General features: G+C 40.1%; 16 protein-coding genes. 9 read left to right on the forward strand and 7 right to left on the reverse strand.

The window, feature by feature from the left end; all coding sequences use genetic code 11:
* Window positions 1–331: 331 nt before the first annotated feature.
* The 5 genes from FHK89_RS11755 to FHK89_RS11775 all read right to left on the reverse strand — a co-directional run bounded on the left by FHK89_RS11755 (window position 332) and on the right by FHK89_RS11775 (window position 6,514).
* Window positions 332–1,090 carry an iron ABC transporter ATP-binding protein gene (locus FHK89_RS11755; RefSeq protein WP_230660625.1) on the reverse strand — a complete coding sequence of 253 codons (759 nt, stop codon included), beginning with the start codon at window positions 1,088–1,090 and terminating at the stop codon, window positions 332–334.
* Between the two features lie 12 nt (window positions 1,091–1,102).
* Window positions 1,103–2,116: an iron chelate uptake ABC transporter family permease subunit gene (locus tag FHK89_RS11760; RefSeq protein WP_230660628.1), complete on the reverse strand. Its 1,014-nt coding sequence runs from the start codon at window positions 2,114–2,116 to the stop codon at window positions 1,103–1,105.
* 19 nt (window positions 2,117–2,135) lie between these two features.
* Complete coding sequence (locus FHK89_RS11765) at window positions 2,136–3,146, reverse strand: ABC transporter permease (protein WP_230660630.1); 1,011 nt, start codon at window positions 3,144–3,146, stop codon at window positions 2,136–2,138.
* A gap of 24 nt (window positions 3,147–3,170) precedes the next feature.
* Window positions 3,171–4,268 carry a siderophore ABC transporter substrate-binding protein gene (locus FHK89_RS11770; protein WP_230660633.1) on the reverse strand — a complete coding sequence of 366 codons (1,098 nt, stop codon included), beginning with the start codon at window positions 4,266–4,268 and terminating at the stop codon, window positions 3,171–3,173.
* A gap of 206 nt (window positions 4,269–4,474) precedes the next feature.
* Window positions 4,475–6,514, reverse strand: coding sequence for a TonB-dependent receptor (locus tag FHK89_RS11775; RefSeq protein ID WP_230660636.1), 2,040 nt, complete (start codon window positions 6,512–6,514; stop codon window positions 4,475–4,477).
* Window positions 6,515–6,853: 339 nt separating this feature from the next.
* Between FHK89_RS11775 and FHK89_RS11780 the strand changes: the two genes are divergently transcribed.
* Together FHK89_RS11780 and FHK89_RS11785 are read left to right on the forward strand one after the other, a co-directional pair.
* Entirely contained in the window at window positions 6,854–7,810 is a 957-nt protein-coding gene (locus FHK89_RS11780; protein ID WP_230660639.1) for a helix-turn-helix transcriptional regulator, read from the forward strand.
* A gap of 217 nt (window positions 7,811–8,027) precedes the next feature.
* The gene (locus tag FHK89_RS11785) at window positions 8,028–8,588 is read left to right on the forward strand and encodes a septum formation family protein (RefSeq protein WP_230660642.1); all 561 of its coding nucleotides are present in this window, start codon (window positions 8,028–8,030) and stop codon (window positions 8,586–8,588) included.
* 115 nt (window positions 8,589–8,703) lie between these two features.
* Here FHK89_RS11785 and rlmKL read toward each other — a convergent pair whose 3' ends face one another.
* Both rlmKL and FHK89_RS11795 read right to left on the reverse strand, forming a co-directional pair.
* Window positions 8,704–11,004, reverse strand: coding sequence for a bifunctional 23S rRNA (guanine(2069)-N(7))-methyltransferase RlmK/23S rRNA (guanine(2445)-N(2))-methyltransferase RlmL (rlmKL, locus tag FHK89_RS11790; protein WP_230660645.1), 2,301 nt, complete (start codon window positions 11,002–11,004; stop codon window positions 8,704–8,706).
* A gap of 386 nt (window positions 11,005–11,390) precedes the next feature.
* The gene (locus FHK89_RS11795; protein WP_230660648.1) at window positions 11,391–12,431 is read right to left on the reverse strand and encodes an aldo/keto reductase; all 1,041 of its coding nucleotides are present in this window, start codon (window positions 12,429–12,431) and stop codon (window positions 11,391–11,393) included.
* A 450-nt stretch (window positions 12,432–12,881) separates the two neighbouring features.
* Here FHK89_RS11795 and FHK89_RS11800 point away from each other — a divergent pair, with 450 nt between their 5' ends.
* The 7 genes from FHK89_RS11800 (at window position 12,882) to FHK89_RS11830 (ending at window position 18,762) form a co-directional block, all read left to right on the forward strand.
* Window positions 12,882–13,244: a roadblock/LC7 domain-containing protein gene (locus FHK89_RS11800; protein WP_230660651.1), complete on the forward strand. Its 363-nt coding sequence runs from the start codon at window positions 12,882–12,884 to the stop codon at window positions 13,242–13,244.
* 328 nt (window positions 13,245–13,572) lie between these two features.
* Window positions 13,573–14,076, forward strand: a complete 504-nt coding sequence (locus FHK89_RS11805) for a PAS domain-containing protein (RefSeq protein ID WP_230660654.1) — start codon at window positions 13,573–13,575, stop codon at window positions 14,074–14,076.
* Window position 14,077: 1 nt separating this feature from the next.
* On the forward strand, window positions 14,078–14,824 hold the full coding sequence (locus tag FHK89_RS11810) for a PhnD/SsuA/transferrin family substrate-binding protein (protein WP_230660657.1): 747 nt from the start codon (window positions 14,078–14,080) through the stop codon (window positions 14,822–14,824).
* Between the two features lie 223 nt (window positions 14,825–15,047).
* On the forward strand, window positions 15,048–15,650 hold the full coding sequence (locus FHK89_RS11815; RefSeq protein ID WP_230660660.1) for a hypothetical protein: 603 nt from the start codon (window positions 15,048–15,050) through the stop codon (window positions 15,648–15,650).
* 248 nt (window positions 15,651–15,898) lie between these two features.
* On the forward strand, window positions 15,899–17,281 hold the full coding sequence (locus FHK89_RS11820; RefSeq protein ID WP_230660663.1) for a hypothetical protein: 1,383 nt from the start codon (window positions 15,899–15,901) through the stop codon (window positions 17,279–17,281).
* A 101-nt stretch (window positions 17,282–17,382) separates the two neighbouring features.
* Complete coding sequence (locus FHK89_RS11825; RefSeq protein ID WP_230660666.1) at window positions 17,383–17,934, forward strand: GTP-binding protein; 552 nt, start codon at window positions 17,383–17,385, stop codon at window positions 17,932–17,934.
* A 225-nt stretch (window positions 17,935–18,159) separates the two neighbouring features.
* On the forward strand, window positions 18,160–18,762 hold the full coding sequence (locus FHK89_RS11830) for a hypothetical protein (protein WP_230660669.1): 603 nt from the start codon (window positions 18,160–18,162) through the stop codon (window positions 18,760–18,762).
* Window positions 18,763–19,022: the final 260 nt, after the last annotated feature.

Below are 19,022 nucleotides of genomic sequence, written 5' to 3' on the forward strand. Positions count from 1 at the left end.
AAAAGTTTTCCCCATTATCTGTGGATAACCCTGTGGATAACTTGATACTTGACACGGTCATAGTCTTGATTTGTATACATTTGCGTAAAATTGATTAAAAAATATACAATTTTTTTATTCTTTAAAATCAATAACTTATGTTACGTTGTATGCAATACGAATAAATTTTATAAATAAATGCAAAAACTTTATGGCAAGATATATGTTTCACAGATAGACAGATAAAAAAATAAAAGTGTCTGTGGATAACTCACTATTTACTTGACTTTTGAGCGTTTTATTTCCCACCTATGGCGACTTTGATGATTGAGAGTTAATACTAAAGGTTGATTTATAAATCATCGACAATAATTGGTCTGCCTTGATGGTGTAACACCGCTACCTTAACCCCAAACAAATCTTGGATACGCTCAGGGGTGATTAGCTCACTTGGCGCACCATGAGCGACAATTTCTCCTGACCGCATCATCACAATATGGTCGGCATAACAAGCAGCATGGTTGATGTCATGCAGCACGGTAATGACAGTTTTGCCATCACGGTCTACCAAAGTGCGAAACTGTCGCATCATCTGTGAGGCATGATACATATCTAAGTTGTTCAGTGGTTCATCAAGCAGTAGATAGGGCGTATCTTGACAGACGACCATGGCGATAAGTACCCGCTGCTGTTGTCCGCCTGAAAGCGTAGATAAAAATCGAGATGCCATCTTAGTTAGCTCAAAGTCTGCCATGACTTGATCAACGATGGCAATATCATCTGCTCGAGGTTGCCCTTGATGATGGGGATAGCGTCCAAACATCAGTAGCTCTTTGACTCGCAGCCGTCCTTGAATATGGTTTCTTTGTGACAGCATGGATACCACTTTAGCAAGGGCTTTGCTACTGCTTTGGCTGATGTTGTGCTCACCAAAGTAGATATTGCCTTGTGCTAAGGGCTGCAAGCGTGCCATTAATGAAAATAAGGTGGATTTGCCTGCACCATTTGGCCCGACCAGTGCAATCAGTTTTTGGGTGGGCAACTCAATATCAATGTCTTTTAAAATGTGTTGTTGCCCAATATGATGGTTGAGTTTTGCAATTCTTATCATACAAAAGCTTCCTTATCTAGTGCTTAAGCGATAGTGACTGGCAAGCAACAATAAAAATACAATGCCACCACCAACTTCAATGACCACCGATAATACCCCTGCCATCCCCAATAATTGCTCAAAAATGGTTTGCCCCAATACCAAGGTGGTCATTGCCACAAAGGCGACTAAGGGCAAGCGCATACTGTGGCTCATATTCGGGGTGATGCGATTGGTCAAAGCACAGACCAATAAGCCAAAAAAGGAGACGGGCCCGACCAGCGCAGTAGAGACAGAAACAAGAATGGCAATCATTGCCAGCAGCTTGAGCCCAAACTTCTGATAATCAATGCCAAGATTAATGGCGACAGGTTTGCCAAGCATCAGCACATCGCATTGATGTCGCCACCGCCAAATGAGGATCATAGCAGCAATAACCACCACCATGCTGATGGATAACAGTTGGGTATTGATGTTATTAAACTGGGCGTAGCTGGCATATTGAATCACAGCAAAATCACTGGGGTTAATCAGACGAGCAACGAGGTTGGACAAACTGTGGCACAAAATACCAAAAATCACCCCAACCAAAATCATTTGGGTTAAATCTTGACGGGCTTTGGTAAATAGCAGCCGAAATAGTAATACAGAGAATAGGACCATGCAGCCAACTTCAAAGCCATATTTTGGCAGCAAGGGCAGGGAGGCATAGCCTAGGCCACCAAGTGTAAATACCAATAACCGTTGGATTAAAACATAAATGGCATCGTAACCAAGCAAGTAAGGGGTTAAAATTGGATTGTGGGTAAGTGTCTGTAGCAATAAGGTTGCTGTACCGATGGCATAACCCACCATCATCAGCCCCAGTAGTTTTTTGCCTCTTAGTGGCAAAATAAAATCCCAATGACCATGCGCATTGATGGTCATAAATAGCAAACAACTGATGACAAACAGCAATAAGGTGACTGCTACCACATGACGGCTTAGCCAGTCTTTTATGGTGATAATAAATGTGGTCAACGTGGTAAAAGTGGATTGTTGTTGCATAACCAATAAACCTTATTTCTTATGCAGTTTGCCGTACAGGCTTAAGCATCAGCCATAAAAATACCACCGCACCCACCACGCCAAAAATGGTTGCCACAGGGATTTCAAATGGATAACGCAACGTGCGTCCAATGATGTCACAAGCCAGTACCGCACATGCGCCTAATAGCGCAACCGTTGGCAAGCTTTGGCGCATACGATCACCATATAAGCGGCTGACGATATTGGGCACCACCAGCCCGACAAAGGGAATAGCTCCCACCGTGACCACCACTAAGGCACTCATCATCGCCACCATGGTCACACTTAGCCACACCAGTGGACGTTGATTGATGCCCAAATTGATGGCGATATTGTCACCCAAACCGATGATGTTAAGCTTATCTGCTAAGATAAATGCCAGTACAGTAAGAATTGCACCGACCCACAGCAGCTCATAACGCCCAATAACCACCGCAGAAAAGTCGCCATAAAACCAGACATTGAGGAGTTGCAGTGTCTCGGTTTGATAGGCAATAAAGGTGGCAACGCCTTCTAAAATTCCGCCATAAACAATACCAACCAAAGGTACTAATAAATAGTCACGACTGGGTAGGCGACGAATCAGCATCACAAACACCAACATTCCCAATAGGGCAGCGACTGAGGCAATACTCATCTTGATGAGGGGTGAGGTTTGCGGTGCAACCAGACTGATGAATAATAATCCCAATGCGGCACTTTGAGTTGCACCAATCATTGACGGCTCGATAAAGCGATTTTTTAACACCACTTGTAGTATCAATCCTGCCACTGATAGCGCCATTCCTGTTAAGATGATGGCAAGGGTACGTGGCAGGCGGCTGATGAGTAGCAAAGTAACGTCTTGTGAGCCTGTGGTATGAGTAGCGCTGAATAAGTCTTGCCACAGGGCAAGCCAGCTAAAATCTGCCACCCCCACAGACAAGCTGATGGCACTCAAAATCAGCAGCAAAATAATGCCAATAACATTACTGGGGGTAAGGTAGCTGAGTGCAAAGGTTTTTATCATATTGGCTGATGTACTCTGACTGATTTATTGTGCTTTGCTATAGCCTGCTTGGATCAGCTTGGCATCATTTATCCAGTGATAATAACTGCCAAATGCCAGATAAGAATCTCGGCTTAGATAAATGATTTGCTGTTTTTGCCATGCGGTGGTTTGTTGAATCAACGGATTGTCTAATACCACACGCGCATTTTCACCCGCCTTACCTGTGGCAGCATCATGATCTAACACCAATAACCAATCAGGATTGATTTTTTGAATGTATTCAAAAGAAATGGGCTCGCCATGAGTGGCAGCACCGATGCTCGGGTCAGCAATGGGAATACCAAATTGCTTGTGTACATAGCCAAAGCGAGAGTCTAGACCAAAGGTAGATAGCTTGTTGCCTTGTATAGACACCACCATGCCATTACCACGATCTTTGGTCATCGCTTGCGTTTTGGCGATGGCATCATCAATGTCTTGTTGCAACTTAGCAGCTTGTGCTTGCTTATCAAACAATATGCCCAGCTCTGCCAACCGCTGTTTACTGGTATTGTATAAATCTTCAAATGCCAAGCTTAAATCTAGAGTAGGGGCAACCGCAGAGATGGCAGCATAATGTTTTGCCATACGGTTACCAATTAAGATCGCTTGCGGCTGTAATGCGTTCAACTCTTCTAAGTTGGGCTCAAAAACAGTACCGATGCTTTGTGCTTTTGGGGTATTTTCTGCTTGGGTATGCTCTATTAATAAGTCTTGTGGTAGCCCTTGCACAGGTACGTCAAGCGCAGCTAAGTCTTGTATTAAGGTCATATCATAGACGGCCACAGGGTTAGGATTGGTGGGCACCGTTATCTTGCCTTGTGCGGTATCTAATGTGACCTCACCACTGCTATTGGTATTTGTCACATTGCTGTCTGTATTAGTTGCTATGTTGGTATCGGTAGCTTGTGCTGTTGTGTCTTGATTTTGCTCAGCATCAGGAGAAGAGCAGCCAGTGAAGGCAATAGAGGTAGCAGCCAATGCGGCAAAAAGTGAATGACGGCAAAAAGCACGTACTGGTTGCGATTGTTTTGCTTTTATGCTGCTTTGGTTATCCTCTTTTTGTTCTGTTGTGTTAAGCTTTTTATAAAAAAATGTCATACGGGTTGTCCTATCAAAAAAAGGGCTACTTTGCGCCATGAATCGTAAAGTAGCCCGTGGAGAGAAGGATGTTTTTCTAGACGGCAATTTTTGTATTAGTCTAGTATTAAACTAAATATAAAACAAATTTAAGTTAATAAAAACAATTATTTTAATCTAAATTCTAAATCGTTGTTTAAGGTCTATGCTTACTCAGCATCCAGCCGTTAAAACTTATAGTTTACCCCCACCCGAAACTCACGTCCTTTTTCAGGATATATCTTATTAAAGTCCACAGGCGTTGAGCGGTTGTTACTTTGGTTATAATATTGTTTGTTAGCAATATTATTAATACTGGCATTGATAGATAATCTATCATCTACAAGCGGTTGCCAGTTAGCAAACACATCTGTCACCCAATAGCTGGGCAGATGACCACTTTCAGTGGTTATCTGTTTGGTTCTTCTATCTTCTACTTCAGTTTGATAACTATAATCATCTACATATTGGTTTTTTACTCCAATTTCAAGACGAGGCTGATCGAACTGATAAGAAACGCTGGCATTATATTTTGTTCCTGTCGGCAAGATATCTAACGCATAGCCATAATAGTCACCATTGAGATCTGTCTTACTGCGAGATAAGCCCATAAAGGCATTAATACCATCTTTGCGATAACCCACATTGGCTTCATAGCCACGACTTTTGAGGGTTCCACTGTTCATTTGTGTTGAAATGCCCTTAATAGACTCAACCTTTATATAGTCTTTGATACGTTGTTCAAAAACATTGGCATCCGCCATAAAGCCGTTGTCGCCATGCCACTCTATACCTGCTTCGGTGGTCTGCGCTTTACCTGGCTCTATATTGTCAGCAAAATCATGATTTAGCCCATTTGATAAGCCCAATATCAAAGACTCATAAATACGAGGGGCTTGTATCGCTTGTGACCAACTGGCATTAACTGCAAAATTATCATTCATCTGCCATTTGGCAGCAATACTTGGACTAACCAGACCATCTTTGATGTTTTTACCTTGGTTAGTGGTGATGTCATAATGGTCATAACGCACCCCCGTGGTTAGGCTGATTGGGTTAAAATCCCACAGCATTTGTGCATAAACACCAGATTCTTTTTTGTCTTCGTGACCACTACCAACACTTTGATTCTTCGCATTGGTTTGGCTGTCACGATAATTAACACCTGTCTCTAAAAGATGATTGGCAAAAGTTGGTAAAAACACCGACGCATTTGCGCCTGTGGTGGTCATATCAATATCTAATTCTTTAGGCACACGATTGGTGCTGATATTTTCGATTTGTGTACGCTGCTCAGCCGCCTGACTATAATAGACATTCGCATTGACATCGACACCTGTGCGACCTGCCACATTATAGCCTTGGTAGGCGATATTGGTGGTATCTTGAGTCAGTTTTGTGTCCATGATTGGCTGTTTGTCGACAATAACGTTTGCACGTAATGGCAAATCGCCACTTTGCTGCTCACGGCGATGGCTTAACTCAAGGCGGTTGTCTGTATTGACGTTCCAGCCAAATTTTGCCATATAGGCTTCTTGATTCACAGCAGTGTCTTCTACCACATCGCCATTGCCATCCTTATAATCCTCATGCTTAACATAATTACCCATGACGATACCATCGAAGCGGTGATCGTCACTGCGTCCATAAAATGCACCCACCCCACGATAGCCTTTATTTGAGCTGTAACCTGCACCAAGCATTGCGCCAACATTTTGTCCACTGCGCAGCATGTCATTGGCATCAACGGTGGTCATACGTATTGCACCACCTGTGACACCGATACCAGAGTTGGCTTGCCCTGTTCCTTTTTCAATATTCATTGATTTAAGTAACGCAGGATCAAACATAAAGCGGGATTGATGGTGAAATAACTGCGAATTAGGTGCGGTATTATCCACACTAAAGGTCAGCTCATTTTCACCAAAATTACGAATATATAGTTGTTGTGATACGCCATTACCGCCACCAACAGAGAGACTGGGCTGGTCTTTGAGTACGTCTTTCATATCAACGATATTGCTTTTTTCAACCACCTGTTGATTGACACTGGGAGTGATGCCACCTGAGCTTGCAGTAACCACAATGGTATCTATGGTGGTATGTGGTAGATCTTCTGTTGTATCACCATTAGCAGATGTTTGTGCTGCTAAAGCCAGTTGTGCGGTACCTAGCGCAGCAGTAGATAGTAATAAACGTAAACATAAGCAGAGGTGATTTGGTCGCATAGTACTTCCTAAAAGTCGCTATATAAAGCGTGGTAGATTATGGCTAAGGGGTTTATCAGCTTATTAATGAAACGATAAACTAATAAACTAAAATACTAAGTGATAAGAAAAATCGTTATACAAATAAGAACTGATATTATCTATAAAACAAAATATTAATGTGTAATAATGAGGAAAAAAATATATTGAAATTGGGAAAATTTATGAGTCTTATCAAAAACCTATGAGCTTACCAAGACAGTAAAAACGGGGTGTAACAGGTTGTAAGTTAAGTTAAAGAGTAATCCTGTAGGATCACACTATTTTTTATTTACCATTTTTTAATTACTGGTACAGATGATGATGTTAATAGATTACGACAAAATAACATGGCAACAGCAGCAGATGGCTCATGTGCAAATCACTAGCTGTGATGATCGTGTGAGTGCTTATCGAGAAACACATGAGTTTCAATCAGGGTTTCGACTGGTGCGGCGGCAGCTACAAACCACAACCCCCATTCGCTATCCTGCCTTTGAGGATTTGGATTATATTGGTGTGTGTTTTACCTTTAGTGACAAACAAGTTGACCCCAAAAAGTTGGCATTTGAACATTTGCATCACAGTGATATGAACATCACTAATGGTTATGAGTTTGCAGGTAATACCTTACATGCACTCGACCAGTCTTTGTATTACACCAGTTTGCAATTTAGCCATAGTTATATTAGCCAGTTACAAGAGCAGCAGCGTTTGCCAAAATGGCTATTACATATTATAGAGAATCAAGATAAAAAATACATAGACCGTATTGCTGTCCCTTTTGCCCTACGTCAGTTGGCATGGCAAATTTGCACCATGCCTAAAGTAAGTCGGGTAAGTGATGCGCTGCGGGTAGAATCAAAAGCTATTGATTGGCTGGCAATGATGCTAGAGATGGCAGAGCAGCCGACCATTTGTACTTCTAATTATGGAGCTGGCTTACCAAAACATGGCAAAAAATATGTGCATGCTGTACAAGATATTATTCATAGTGAATTTATGCAGCCGTTGACCATCGCAGAATTAGCACAGCGAGTGGGTACCAATGAGTGCTATTTAAAGCAGTATTTTAAGCAGGTGTTGGATATCAGTATTCATGAGTATTTAACTCAATATCGCTTGCAGCATGCTTGTGAGCTACTACGACATCACAAAGCCTTAAATGTCAAGGATATTGCGGGTATGTGTGGCTATCAGCCCAGCCATTTTAGCCAATTGTTCCACAAAACTTATGGCATCACCCCAAAGCAATATCGATGTGAGGGTATGGATTAAACATAGTTTGTTGCTTACCTTAGAAATTTACTTTTTATGATATTTATTAATGATTTAGTAACAATTCATATCGAAGTTCGGTACAATGCAATGATATTTATAAATTTATATTAGGGTCTATTGACTATATAGTATCGTTACAGAATGACTAATCATCTAGCTTAAATCAACCTAGTATAAATTGACATAAAACATCTTCTAATTATGGAATTATTGTATGCCGCAAAAAAATACTGCAAAAAATACCCCAGCTGCTAATATTAGTCGTTCATCACAACAACAGGCTACATCGTGCTTTTCGTATCTACTGATGGCTTTGATGTCTGTGGGTGTGGTGAGTATGCTGGGTTGTTCTGTAGAACAAAGAGAACAGGCAGAGCAAACACTTAGCTTAGATGAAAAGGATGTGTTTAGTTTACAAGTGGGTACTTGCTTTAATGATGCCAATGGCAATATTGATAGTGGTTCAGGTGAAGAAATTAGTGAAGTGCCGATTCGTGATTGTGATAAACCGCATGATTATGAAGTATTTCATTTATTTAACTTAACTGGTGATAATATACCGACCGATGAGGATTTTGAGACTCAGGTGATGGAAAACTGTGACCCCGCCTTTGAAAGTTATGTGGGTAAATCTTTTGAAGAATCTATGTATAATATGTCAACCTTATCACCATCGTTGGATACTTGGCAAACTGGCGATCGTGAGGTGGTGTGTTTCTTGTTTGATGAGAGTAATGCAAAATTAACTGAATCCTTAAAAGGTAAAAATTTATAAGGTCGTTTTTTCAGCTTTAGCAATTGCATAGTGTTTATATATAGTGTTTATATATCTTTAATTAGGGCAAGCGACCAGATGGCTTGCCCTAATTTTTGCCAATAAACACTAGATATTAACGATGACGTATCTCAAAGCTTTGGTGAATTGGGCGTTTGGGATTAAAATCAAAGCCAATGGTTTTGTGGGTGATATCGGTTACATCATAGCGCTGACGCAGCTCGTCATCTAACTCAAACTTAGTAAAGTTATTAGAAAAGTATAATATGCCATCCGTAGCTAGGCGATTCATGGCACGATTAATCAATGCTGCATGGTCTCTTTGCACATCAAACGTCCCCTGAAACTTTTTGGAATTAGAAAAGGTCGGTGGATCAATAAAAATGGTATCAAACTGCTCAGTATTATCCTTAATCCACTCAAAGATATCTTCTGCGACAAATTGATATTGATTAGTAGAAATATCCAATCCATTTAAAGCAAAGTTGCGTCTGCCCCAGTCGAGATAGTTTTGTGATAAATCGACACTGGTCACTGTCTTAGCACCTGCCAATGCCGCATGTACACTGGCAGTACAAGTATAGGCAAACAGGTTTAATACATTTTTGCCGCTACTTGCTGCTTTGACAAGCGCACGCATATTACGGTGGTCAATAAATAGTCCTGTATCTAGATAATCGGTAAAGTTGACATAAAAATAGGCATTGTCTTCTTGAACAATATAAAACTTACCTTGTTTATTACCGCCTTGCTTGCTGTATTGATCTTTACCAGATTGTCTTGCCCGTGTTTTGATAAATACCTGCTCGCGGTCAATACCAAACACTTCACGAATGCCCATCAGTGCCAGATTAAAGCGTTTTTTTGCTGTCTCGGGTGGAATGGATTTTGGTGGCGCATACTCTTGCACATGCACATTATCTGCATACACATCAATAGCGACCTTAAAATCAGGTAAATCGGCATCATAAAGGCGTAGATTGGTAATATTTTGTTTGCCAGCTTGTTTTTTTAGCTTTGCCACATTTTTTTGCAAACGATTGATAAAGTCTTGTCCAGCATCAACGCTGATTTCTTTTTTCTCAAAGGTATGGATTAACGCTGCTGGGCTTTTGGTGATGAGTGTACCATAGCGGAAATAAACAGTAATTGCACCATTATGACAGCGCAGCGTTTGTGGCTTGGCAATCGGCAGCACATCTGCTTGCTCAACATGGGCGGCAAGTAGTCCGAGTGTCGGTGCGTGTTTTGAGCTTACAAACGTCTCTTGCAAGATGAGTCCTAAGCCTTGATACAAAGGCTTAATCATATCTTCATCACCCAAACGCTCACCATAAGGTGGATTGGTGATGATCAGTGGTGCATTGAGCTTACCTTGCTGTTGCCAGTCACTAAGCCCTGCTTTAAGTTGATTTAAGGGGCGGTGTTGTAGCATCACCTGTGAGACGATGGGTTGTAAACCTGCCGCTATCATATTTTTTAAAGTGGCTTTAATGGCACCCACATCAGCATCATAACCAATAATGGTGGGCAGTATATTATTTGTTTCAGCCTGCTGTGCATCACTAAAAGTCGCTAAAGCATCATGAAAACGCTCAGTGGCATCAATCACCATCTGTTGCCACAGCTCGCTGTCATGGTGTTGCCAATGATAAAAGCCAAATTGACCTTCGGCTTTATCCAGTCCAACCGCATAATCACAGCGCATCAGTAAGGCTTCGATTAAAAACGTACCTGAGCCGCACATGGGGTCGATGATGGCATCATAACGATCCTTTTCGTGCCAGCCAACGCTATAGAGTAGGGCAGCAGCTAGGTTTTCTTTTAGAGGCGCATCGGTCATCGCCACACGGTAGCCACGGCGGTGCAAACTGGTGCCTGAGATATCTAAATACAGCTCAGCCGTTTTGTCAGCAATATTGACATAAATGGGGAAATCAGGTTGCTCACTATCGACATCGGGGCGGGCAGCGTATTTTTTATTAAAACTATCTGCAATGGCATCTTTGGTACGCAGCATCGCAAACTGCTGACTCACTGGCATACGCTTATCCACCGAAACACGAATGGCAAAAGTATTATCCAAATTAAACCACGTTGTCCAATCCACCGTACTTGCCAGACCATAAAGCTGCTCAGCAATATCATAATCGATATTAATATTGCGACGTTTGATGGGTAGCAGCACCCGAGAAGCCACGCGTGACCACAGGCAAATGGTATAAATCTGTGCCAAAGTAGCGGTGACATTTAAACGTCCCGTACTGCTGATATCACTGGCAATGCCAAAGGTGGTTAGCTCAGTTTGTAGGGGTGCTTCAAGTCCATCGGCGCAAGTAATAACGATAGCAAATGTTTGCTGAGAGGCGGTTTTAGGGGGTTGGTTGTTACTATTTGCCAAAACGGGGGTGCTCATGAATCTACCTATGATGTATGAATGGTTGTATGGATATACAAAATTATATAATGAAACAGATGACGGGGTTAAATGGAAGCAACATTAAACAATGGCTACACAGAGGGCTGCAAAGTAGGGTAGATTTTAGCACAGTTAACCATAAAAGCCCCACTCAGCAATGCTGAATGGGGCTTTTTATAGTATGGTAAAGTCAGATTATTTTTGATAGTGTTTCAAAAAGTATGCTGTGGTTATTTTGCCCTCCCTCTAGCCCCCTCCATTAGGAGAGGGAACAGTTCTATCCCTCTTTGAAGAAGGGTTAGGGAGGGGGTAGCATACTTTTTAGAACACCCGCTTATTTTTAGCCAATTGGTTTGGTTTGTGTTAGCTGAGTATCGACTGTATTATGGCGATGGATTGGATTGCTGCCGTTGTACGTTTTCAATGGCTTCAATAACGTCTGTACTCAGTTCAACATCAATACTATTAATATTATCTCGTAGCTGCTCGATTGAGGTTGCACCGATGATATTGGCAGCAACAAATGAGCGACTATTGACCCATGCCAACGCCATTTGTGCCATATCCAGCCCAGCATCTTCAGCAATCATTGCATATTGCTGTGTTGCCCACTTTGCCTCAGCACTCAGATAACGCTCATAATGATCATATATCGTTAATCTGGCACCTTTAGGACGACGTCCTCCTAAGTATTTACCAGATAGCACCCCAAATGCCAATGGCGAATATGCCAATAAACCAATATTTTCACGATGGGAGATTTCTGCCATACCCACTTCATACAATCGATTGAGCAAGTTATAGGGGTTTTGTACCGTAATGGGTGCAATCAGCCCATTTTTATCAGCTTCCCACAAATAGCGCATGATGCCCCAAGGTGTATCATTAGATAGCCCATAAGCACGAATACGACCTTTTTTAATCTCATTATTTAAAGCTTCAATGGTCTCTAAAAAAGGCGTTAACTCGCTTAAATCCTGCTGTGCCATTGCTTCGGTATAGCCACGTTTACCAAAATAATTACTTTGACGCTCAGGCCAGTGTAGTTGATAGATGTCAATATAGTCGGTCTGCAAACGCTCAAGATTGCCATCAATGGCAGCACTGATGTGCTCGGCATTTAAACGGGTGTTGCCATCACGCAAAAAGCTCATCGGTGAGATTTTACTGGCAAGGATGACGTCTTTGCGTTTATTTGTCTTAGCAAACCATGAGCCAATATAGCGTTCAGTTGCCCCTTGCTTGTCTTTGTCTGGTGGAGATGGGTACATCTCAGCAGTATCCCAAAAATTGACACCAGCATCCAAAGCAAAGCTCATCTGTTCATGAGCTTGTGCTTCCGTATTTTGTTGTCCCCATGTCATTGTACCAAGGCAAATTTTGGATACTTGTTGTTGTAGCTGCGGTAAGGTGTAATATTTCATCTTATAAAAACTTATTTGAGTGTGGATAGGGGTATATTCTTTTAAAGAAATTCCTTTAAAGAATGCGGAATAATAAAAAATCAAGATTAATATATCTGTTTCATACAATAATATTGTACTTAATATTTTGACACGATGAAATTTTATTTTATATTTTTTGTAATAAAGTAAACAAAATTGTAATATTATTTTACCATGCTTATCAGTATGTTATGAAATAAAAGCGAATTATAAAAATAGCAGAGCTTTATTAATAATTAATTTAGCGATAAATTTTTATTTATTTCATCAAAAAACTAATATATGATGCTCATCGAATATCTAAAAGCAACAAAAAAATTAGTCAACTTTTGTTCTATTTTAAGAAGTATTTATATTATAAATATTTTATAGGTTGGCTATATCTACTTTAATAAGCTATACCTACTTTAATAATATGGAGATCAAATAATGCGTACAGATATGTTGCAACAAATCTTAAATGACTTAAATGGTTCTTCTGCTGATGTGGAAGCATCTGCCCTTATTTCAAAGGATGGTTTGATGATTGCTTCAGCATTACCTAATGGTATTGATGAAGATCGTGTTGGTGCGATGTCTGCGGCACTTTTATCATTGGGTGATAGAGCAGGGCGAGAGCTTGCGCGTGGTGAGATTGATCGAGTGATGATTCAAGGTGAAAAAGGTTATGTCATCATGACCTCAGCAGGAGATGAGGCAGTATTGACCATCATCGCAAAATCAAATGCCAAGCTGGGCTTGATTTTCCTAGATATTAAGCGGGCAGCTGAAGCACTGTCTAAACTGATATAGAGTCTGATAACGCTAAGATTTGTCATCAAATGATTTGTTATTCATCTGATGTCGTTATTTGTATCAGTAAAGCAATGTAGAATAAAACTTAGCGCACATTATTTGAATTTGCTATTTGTTTGGTTATTTTTAATGGCAGTTAAATTTATTTAAAATTTAGGTAGGGTTTCAAAAAGTATGCTGTGACTATTTTTAATAAATTACCATAGCTTCAGCCCTCTCCCAAAGAGGGTTAGGGAGGGGTAGCATACTTTTTAGAACACCACCAAAATTTATTCAGTCCTTAGCATATATTTTTATATGATTGTAGAGAGTAAAGGAGGTCATTTTGGGCACACAAATACCAGATATGGTACAACCTAGTCAACCTGCGTCACAGCATCAGCTTAATTACTATGATGGTACGTCACGCATCGTATATGACACAAAAGAAGAACGCCCTTATCCAGATGGTAAACTGATCGTATCACGTACTGATTTAAACGGTATATTAACCCATGCCAATGATGCGTTTGTTGAAATCAGTGGCTATGAGAGAGACGAATTAATTGGTAAACCGCATCATATTTTACGTCATCCTGATATGCCATCGCCTATATATACTGAGATGTGGCAAACACTACAAGCGGGTAAAAAATGGCATGGCTATGTCAAAAATCTTTGTAAAGATGGTAGTCATTATTGGGTATATGCCACCGCTGTACCGAATGTTAGACGTGGTGTGACTGTGGGTTATACTTCGGTACGTCGCAAGCCATCACGCAGCAAAATTGAAGCAGCAACTGCCGAGTATGCCGCCATGCGAACTCAACAGCAGCAAGGAGATTCATAACATGACCTATAATTTTTTGATTGCTCCAGATTTTGCTCCAGAGCGTTTTGCTGGTTGGCACATGCTCAATACATTGCTGCAAAGGCATTCAGATATTGGCTTGCATCTATTAACTCCTGCTTCCCATGTAGAGCAAGAAGAGTTGATTGCGCAAAAGGACATCAGCATCATTTATGCCAACCCTTTTGATGCAGCCGCTTTAATCCGCAAGCAGGGATATCGAGCCATTGCCCGTCCTGTGGGTAAGTCAGATGAAATGGTGATTGCCGCTGCGGAAAATAGTGATATCCAGTGTTTAGAGGACATCAAAGCGGGTAGTCGGGTTGCTATGGCAAATAATAGAGACGTCAAACTGATTGGTTTGCGTCTGCTTGAGGCGGTGGACTTGACAGAAGCCGATCTCAATTTTCAAATTACCGAATCTTATCAAGCAGCGGCTAGAGAAGTGATTAAAGGTGAGGCAGAGGTTGCCTTCTTTTTAGCGGATATATTTGCTGGCTTATCTAAGCTGACACATGCACAACTGAATGTTTTGATTGAAAGTGATCTGGCAGATATCAGTCATGTGTTATTAGTGAAAGAAGATTTTGAGCATCTTGAAACCATTGAAAAGGTAATTTTATCATTGCAAGAGCTGCCAGAAGCACAAGCCTTGCTTAATGAGCTAGGATTTGAGCGTGGTTTTGAGGCGATGGATGGTGAATCTGCTGAGTTCATGATTGATCTAATGGAAACTCTGTTAGATTAAATGTAAAAAATTTAAGATAAAAGGTTTTTTTACTGATAGCACCATGCTATTATAGTAGGTATGATGATGCTTATTAATAAATAGGCTGTCCAAACGACAGCATTATTAAAAGTATGGATATTGCCTAATATGATAAGCATGGTTTTTTTAACTCTTATTTTTTAACACTCTTATTTTTAATATGGATTGACACCTAAAGTACGGTGACAGTAGAGCAGCCAGCATGATAGCCAACAGACAAGACAACCAGTTTCGTTCTTATTCACGGCGAGTAGTACAGCACCCTAACGAAGTATCATTCCATCAACAGCGCATAGAGTTTGCCAAAACATTGATGATTAATGAGCCTTTGCAAGGGGCGTTAGCAGACATGTTCTATGGATGTTGGCATGAGATTCCCTTTATTGGTGGGCAGGTTCTCAAAAAGGTTGAAGATAGATTGCAGCCCAATGTTTATAAGGCTTTCGAGCAATGTATATTAAAATTTGATTATATGCAAAAAGTGAGTCCTCTAGCGACTCGTTGGAGTGTTCTGGTATCTCCTTCGCTCAATGTCTCCTCCCATAATTTGCTGACCAGTAGTGATAATGCTCGACAGTTGGCAAATGAAGTGGTGGAGTTATTACTATTTAATAAGCAACAAAAAAAACAGCAACGTATAACAGAAATAGAGTCTGATTTTTTTGCGCATTGTCTTGCTTGTCATGATGTCATGGCATTTACGATTGCTTGGTTCAAGTTAGGTAAAAGAAATTGGCTATTTGATAAACGCTGGCAAGAGTGTCAGCAGGATTTACAACATCAACCAAAACAATTGGCTGGGTAATTATATCTATTATAATAGTACTTTTATAACTGACATTTATAACAATAAGAAGCACATAGCTTAGTTGAATTTTTATTTTATAAGTGCAGTTTATGTTTAAATACATGCAATAAATGAGTGAATATTAAATTGATATTAAATAGATAATTATTAAATATTTTTTATTTTTTAAAAATAATTAATATTTCTGTCTAGTATTAAATTATTTAATATTTATATGAGCATATAATAGTTGTTGTGAGTAAATAATGAATTTATTCTTAATTGGTTTTTCTGAGCAAAATGCAGCAGCAATAAAAATGTTATGCAAAAGAAATTTTCAGTCTATTCATGGTTTTTCGATTCAAAGACAATTTTCTGGACAAATGCATTTGACGTTGCCACAACGCAGCCAAATCAAGGTTACTGTGGATGCGTTTATGGTGGATTTAGAAGGGGTAGGTATGACTCAATATTCTACCCAGTTTCAATCTGACTTACTTAAATTTATAGAAACCAATCCAACAGTTTTGGTTTCTAGAAGAGATTTGAGAGATTGGCAGGTATTAACGCAGCAGACAAACACACCTATTTTGTATTTATCAGTGCCCTATTCGATGCATGATATGAATGATATGCTGCAAAAAATTAGAAATTATAACGTCATGCCAGCACAATCTTTACGTAATCAGCTTTCAAGGTCAACGGTTGCCTCGATGCCTGAGGCAAATGCAAACGTCTCACAAACACACAGCCATATATGCACCCACAAACAATCAGTGATCAGCACTGCAATTAACCATCGATCATTTATTCATGATAAGACCAGTCATATAAGCCGCCGTCGCAAGGATGATTTATTACCGTCTACAGTATCAGCATCACTGCAAACCCAAGTAGCACATGTGGTCAAAAAAAGTCGGCCTAATGTCAAGATTATTGATGGTGTTTTAAAACAATACTTTACACCAGTATATGACACCATATTTGTGCAAACGGTGCTGTCTGTTTTTGCGCAAAACCAGCCCATGATATTACAAGTGAATAAATATGAGCTGTTGATTAATCCAACTGAGCGTAGTGTGTTCATGGGTGCAGATATTGCCAGAGTGATAGACTACTTTTGTATTGTTGGTGGATATCAATATGCGTTATCCACAACCAATCATATCAGAGTCATTCCAATTAGTGAGACACAATACAAACAAAAATCACAGCAGCTTAGCCTCAGTGGACATAAAAAACTTGCGTTGAGCACTGTGTTTTGGCAGTTGGCAGCAGAAATAGACTTCAAAGAAATCCCTAGATCTGCCAGTTGTTTGCAGTTAAAGGTAAAGTATATTCCTAACTTTGCTATGATGCGTTTTGTACCAAGTTACGTTTACCCTGTATTGGCAGCCTGTCTAAATAAAGTACGTACATTGGCACAGTTACAAGTATTGTTTCCTGAGATTTCATTACAACAGCTAAACCATCTTATTTTATTATGTATATTGTCGGGTGTTGCCGATGAGTCAGTATTAGTGGCTGAAACCCAACAAATAATTGATTTTACAAAGAAAATAGCAGATGAAAAACCTAAAAATACAGATATTCGTCAAGCCAATCGCACAGGTTTTTTCAAACGATTATTACAAAAACTGTCTATATAACTGTTGAGCCCACAAGTCATGAAACCACTTGTGATACGGGGTACAACTTGGCATGATAGAAAATTTTTTTGATAATAATAACAATTGGCTAGGAATATATTATGACTGTTTTATCAGATGCTTTATCACGCCACACCTATAAGATCATTATTGCAGGCCCTGTTGGTGCTGGCAAAACTGAGGCGATACGGGTGTTATCTGATAAAGAAATCGTTTCAACTGAAGAATCTGCTTCAGATGAGGTAAAAAAAATAAAAAAGACCACCACGGTGGCGATGGACTACGGCATCATGCAGCTTGACTCCAATGAACAAGTACGACTGTATGGTACGCCAGGTCAAAAACGCTTTGATTTTATGTGGGAAATATTAAGTGAAAATGCGTTAGGGTTAATTTTGTTACTCAATGCAGAAGCCAAAGATCCAATTCAAGATTTGCAAGATTACTTAGAGTGTTTTATTCCACTTGTGCAAGACAGCTCATTGGTCGTTGGTATCACCCATGCTGAAAATATGCCATGGGATTTGCATCAGCGTTTATCTGATCAGTTAATACAAATGGATTTGCCTGCCAATGTCATGCCTGTTGATGCCAGAGATAAAGAGCAGATGCGCCAGTTAGTACGCTCATTGGTCTATGCCATTGCAGATTAAAATTTAGTTTATGTTTCAACAGGTATGATGTCTGACTTCCTTCAAGCCCCTTCTTTTTAGCAACTTTTATGTAAAGAAATTTTCTTGCAAAGCTAAAGCGATAGTATTTGTTTTGATCAATTAAGCTTGAATGTCTCTTAGGTATTAGGCAAAGGATGTATACTTGTGCACCCCTAACTGTCATTCAGGTAATAGAAGTAATCATAAAATAATATGGTAACCAATGTGACTCAGACTGATTATTTAATGCTAACGCCAGCAGGTGTATTTGAAGCGTTTGCTACCCGTAAGCCAAGTGACAAGCAACAGGCTCTGCAAGCTGTATTATCACAAGAAGTAGCAATCAAAAAGTCTGATTGGGTTGGTAGTTATGGTGAAGCGTGGCTAAAAATATTTATGGAAAAAGGGTGGGTAGAAACACTTTTTTCAGCACTGCCAGCGCCTTGTATGCCATTAGATAAGTTTTTGCCTTATGTGGTTGCCAGTCTCTCTGGACAACGTAAAGCAGCAATCGCCTCCAATGAAGGTTTTTGCTTAGCACATATAGGATATAGCTTAGAGCAAGCAGATACTTTGAGTGTGGCAGCGGCTGATTTTGGTGATTTTTTATCACGTCAGCAACAACGTGGCTGGGGCATCAGTGGTGAGGCAGTCTCTTTTTTTCAACACATTGATTTGTTGTTGCCCAGTACCAGCTTTATCTTTTTATGGATTGATGGCAGTGGTTATTTTTTGATTTTAGAAGGTGAGCCATTAACCAACAATAGAGCCTTTGTTGAGCTGATTTGGGGCATTAAGACCTCAGGTTTGCGTTTTAGTCAACGCTAGATTTTATCTAGATATTATAAAGGCAAATGGCAAATAATCATTTATTTTGCAATGATATCAAGATAGCGGTCTACTGTCTGCCAACTAATGTCTGCCAAATATTGCCACTATCTATATTGTATACATTCTATATGCCACTCTCAACTTATAAGACCCCCTCCTAACCTCCCCCTTAAAAAGGGGGAGGAACTGGTTTTTAAGTCCTCCCCTTACTTCAAGGGGAGGGTATGGGAGGGGTCATATATGATTTTATAAAATAA

The organism is Psychrobacter sp. I-STPA10, assembly GCF_021012795.1.
In the GTDB taxonomy this organism is placed as follows: domain Bacteria; phylum Pseudomonadota; class Gammaproteobacteria; order Pseudomonadales; family Moraxellaceae; genus Psychrobacter.